The organism is Acidimicrobiales bacterium, assembly GCA_036273495.1.
Classification (GTDB): Bacteria; Actinomycetota; Acidimicrobiia; order Acidimicrobiales; family JAJPHE01; genus DASSEU01.
In genome coordinates, this window is sequence record DASUHN010000040.1 from 1 (window position 1) to 3,983 (window position 3,983).

Below are 3,983 nucleotides of genomic sequence, written 5' to 3' on the forward strand. Positions count from 1 at the left end.
GGGGGCGCGGGAGCACGCCCGCAGCGAGGGCTACCACTTCCTGGGCGCGGTGGAGGTGCTCATGGAGACCGACGCCGCCCTGTCCCCCGGCACCTTCCGGGTGGTGGCCGAGACCCTGGCCGACGCCGGCGGGGTGACCCCGACCCTGGTCCTCCCCGACGGCCGGCGGGTGACGGTGGAACGGGACCCTTTCATCATCGGGCGCCTCCCGGAGTGCGCCCTGGCCCTCCCCGATCCGAACGTGAGCCGGCGTCACGCCGAGATCCGCCGCCGGCGGGACGCGGTGGTGGTGGTCGACCTCGATTCGACCAACGGGACCCTGGTCAACGGCAGCCCGGTGCAGGAGAGCCCCCTGGTCGACGGGGACGAGGTCACCGTCGGGGAGACTGTGCTGCGCTACGAGCTGGCGTGACCACGGCGGCCCGGCGGTAAGCATCCGAAACGAATGTCCGACCAGGTACTGAACATCCTCAAGTACTTCCTGCTGGCGCTGGTCTGGCTGTTCGTCCTCCGCATCCTGCGCGTGGTGTGGGTGGAGATCCGCAGCGCCGACGGCGCCGGCGGGCCCGCCGCGCCCGGTGACGTCGCCGCCCGGGAGGGTGTGATCCCGGCGGGCCGGCGCCGGCGCGTACCCCGTGCGCCCGCCGGTCCCCCACCGGTCGCCGCGCCCCCGGCTCCCGCGCCCCGACCGGCGTCGGCGCCCCGACCGTCGGCCCGGAGGCCGGCCCGGCTGCGGGTGGTGGAGCCGGCCGACCTGGCCGGGCGCACCTACCCCCTCGAGGGGGGCGGGGAGGTGGTGCTCGGGCGCACGACCGACTCCGGGGTGGCCCTGCCGGCGGACAGCTTCGTCTCGTCCCGCCACGCCCGGGTGTTCCCCCGCGGCGACGAGATGTGGGTCGAGGACCTCGGCTCCACCAACGGCACCTTCGTCAACTCGGCGCGCATCTCGGCCCCGACCGTGCTGCGCCCCGGGGACCGCCTGCAGGTGGGCCGCACCGTCCTCGAGGTGGACGGGTGACCAGCCTCCGGGCCGGTGCCGCCAGCGACGTCGGCCGGGTCCGGTCCGTCAACCAGGACTGCTTCCTGGTGCAGGACGGGCTGTGGGCCGTGGCCGACGGGATGGGCGGCCATGCCGCCGGGGACGTCGCCGCCCGGGTGGCGGTCGACACCCTCCAGGGCTCCTACCGCCCCGGGGCCGACGGGGATGCCCTCGTCGAGGCCATCCGCCAGGCCAACCAGGCGGTGTGGCAGCGGGCCCGGTCCGACTCGGCCCTGCGGGGCATGGGCACGACGCTCACGGCGGTGGCGGCCGCGGCGGCGACCGAGAGCGACGGTGACGAGCGCCTGATCGTGGCCAATGTCGGGGACTCCCGCGCCTATCTGTTCGAGAGGGGGGAGCTGAGCCAGCTGACGGCCGACCACAGCCTGGTCGAGGAGATGGTGCGCGCCGGGGAGCTCAGCCCCCACGAGGCCGCCGGCCACCCCCAGCGCCACATCGTCACCCGCGCCCTCGGCATCGAGCCCGACATCGAGGTCGACACCTGGATCATCACCCCCCACGCCGGCGACCGCTTCGTCGTGTGCAGCGACGGCCTGTCCAACGAGGTGGCCGACCGGGACCTGGCGCGGGTGCTGGGCGAGGAGCCCGACGCCCAGGCCGCCGCCGACCGGCTGGTCGAGATGGCCAAGGCCCACGGCGGGACCGACAACATCACGGTGATCGTCCTGGACGTCGGCGCCGACGAGGGCGGAGCCGGCGGCCATGCCGAGCGGACCGGGGGCGCGGGCGGGGCCGTGGCCGGAGCCCCCGACGCCGGCGCCCCCGACGCCACCTCCACCGGCCTGCCGGTGATCAGCACCCGCCCCCCGCCGAGCGACGAGCCCCCGGCCTCGGCGCTGGCGCGCGCCTCGCGGACCTCGGTGTCGACCTACCGGCGCCCCCGGCGCTTCACCGTCCGGGTCGTGCTGTTCGTCGCAGCCCTCGTGCTGATCCTGGGTGGGGCGGCGTACTTCGTCGTCTGGTACGCCCGGGCCAGCTACTACGTCGGGCTCCAGGGCAACCAGCTGGTGATCTTCCAGGGCCGGCCCGGGGGCGTCCTGTGGTTCAACCCCACTGTGGCCGAGCGCACCGACGTGACCACGGCCGAGGTCCCCCACCGCATGCTCGGCCAGCTCACCGCGGGCATGACCGAGCCGTCGCGCGCCGCCGCCAACGACTACGTCCGCAACCTGGTCGACGAGTACCAGGCCGAGAACCCGGCCCCGACCACCACCACGACCGTCCCCGTCGCCGGCGCGACCACCACCGTCCCGAACGGGGCCACCACCACGACCGGGGCCCACCCGTGAACCGCCAGATCCGCCGCCTGGGCGTGGCGCTCCTGCTGGCCTTCGGGGTCCTGTTCCTGATGATGAACTACGTCCAGGTGGTCGAGGCCAGCCGCCTGGCCCACAACCCGAACAACCCCCGCCAGGTCATCGCCGACTTCAACAAGCCCCGGGGGGACATCATCTCCGCCGACGGCGTCGTCGTGGCCCACTCCGTGCCCACCAACGACGACCTCAAGTACCTGCGCCAGTACCCGACCGGCGCCCTGTTCGGCCAGATCACCGGGTTCGACTCGTTCATCTACGGCGTGCAGGACGGGGTGGAGCAGACCTACAACCGCCAGCTCTCCGGTCACGACCTGCCGATCCACAGCCTGCGCCAGATCCTCTCCAACCGGAGCACGACCGGGACCGTGGTCCTCACCGTGTCGGACAAGGTGCAGCAGGCGGCCCAGAAGGCGTTGGGGAACCAGGCCGGCTCGGTGGTCGTCATCGATCCGTCGACCGGCGGCCTCCTGGCCATGTACAGCAACCCCTCGTACGACCCGAGCGCGCTGGCGTCCCACGACACCCACCAGGAGCGCACGGCGTGGACGCTGTTCCAGCTGAACCCGGTGCAGCCCATGCTCCCCCGGGCCTACCGGCGCACCTATCCCCCCGGGTCCACCTTCAAGCTGGTGGTCTCGGCCGCCGTCCTCGACAGGGATCCGTCCCTGGCGGGGAAGACCTATCCGGTGACCAGCCAGATCAACCTGCCGCTCACGACCAACAAGCTGCACAACTTCGCCAACGAGTCGTGCGGCGGGCAGCTGCCCCACCTGCTCCAGGTCTCCTGCGACACCGGCTACGGGCAGATCGGCCTCGACCTCGGTCCCGACAACCTCTCCGGAGAGGCCTCCGCCTTCGGCTTCAACCAGCGCCCCCCCATCGACCTCCCGGCGGCGGCGCCGTCCAACTTTCCGTCGGCGTCGTTCTTCCAGCACAACCTCCCCCTGCTGGCCTACTCGGCCATCGGTCAGTCCGACGTGCGGGCCACGACCCTGCAGATGGCGCTGGTGGGAGAGACGATCGCCGACGCCGGCACGGCCCTGGCCCCCCACGTCATGGCCGAGATCCGGGACAGCCAGGGGAACGTGGTCCAGCAGTACAAGCCCCACGCCTGGCTGCACCCGATCACGACCCCGACCGCCGCCGCCATCACCCAGATGATGCAGCTGGTCACCTCCCCGGGCGGGACTGCCCCCGACCTGGCCCTGCCGAACGTCCCGGTGGCGGCCAAGACCGGGACGGCGCAGACCGGGGTGAACACGACCGACGACTGGATGGTGGCCTTTGCCCCCGCCAACGCCCCGCGCGTGGTGGTGGCGGTGACGGTCCCCGACCAGCCCCCTTCCGCGACCGGTGACGCCGTGGCCGGTCCCATCACCCGCGCTGTGCTGACCGCGGCGCTCGGAGGTCCGTAGTGGCCGAGGAACAAGCCCAGCCCGTCTACAACAACCGCTACGAGATAGTGCGGCTGCTCGCCCGCGGCGGCATGGCCGAGGTCTATCTCGGGCGGGACCTGCTGCTCGACCGGCCGGTGGCCCTCAAGGTGCTCTCGTCGGAGCTGTCGCGCGACGAGGCGTTCGTCGAGCGGTTCCGTCGCGAGGCCCAGG

At 73.1% G+C, this 3,983-nt stretch carries 5 protein-coding genes; all 5 read left to right on the forward strand.

All coding sequences use genetic code 11. The annotated features are described in order from the left end of the window. Positions 1-412 (forward strand): FHA domain-containing protein (locus VFW24_01635; protein ID HEX5265450.1); only part of this gene is annotated, 412 nt, incomplete at its 5' end. A gap of 33 nt (positions 413-445) precedes the next feature. Then, positions 446-1,018, forward strand: a complete 573-nt coding sequence (locus tag VFW24_01640) for an FHA domain-containing protein (GenBank protein ID HEX5265451.1) — start codon at positions 446-448, stop codon at positions 1,016-1,018. Further along, on the forward strand, positions 1,015-2,349 hold the full coding sequence (locus VFW24_01645; protein HEX5265452.1) for a Stp1/IreP family PP2C-type Ser/Thr phosphatase: 1,335 nt from the start codon (positions 1,015-1,017) through the stop codon (positions 2,347-2,349). The genes VFW24_01640 and VFW24_01645 overlap by 4 nt, the downstream gene beginning before the upstream one ends. Continuing rightward, on the forward strand, positions 2,346-3,791 hold the full coding sequence (locus VFW24_01650; protein ID HEX5265453.1) for a penicillin-binding transpeptidase domain-containing protein: 1,446 nt from the start codon (positions 2,346-2,348) through the stop codon (positions 3,789-3,791). The genes VFW24_01645 and VFW24_01650 overlap by 4 nt, the downstream gene beginning before the upstream one ends. After that, a partial coding sequence (locus VFW24_01655; GenBank protein HEX5265454.1) for a hypothetical protein occupies positions 3,791-3,983 on the forward strand: 193 nt, incomplete at its 3' end. The genes VFW24_01650 and VFW24_01655, both read left to right, overlap by 1 nt.

Bases quoted from the DNA above. Each gene is read 5' to 3' on its own strand.
- VFW24_01640 (HEX5265451.1), top strand. From the start codon at position 446: ATGTCCGACCAGGTACTGAACATCCTCAAGTACTTCCTGCTGGCGCTG.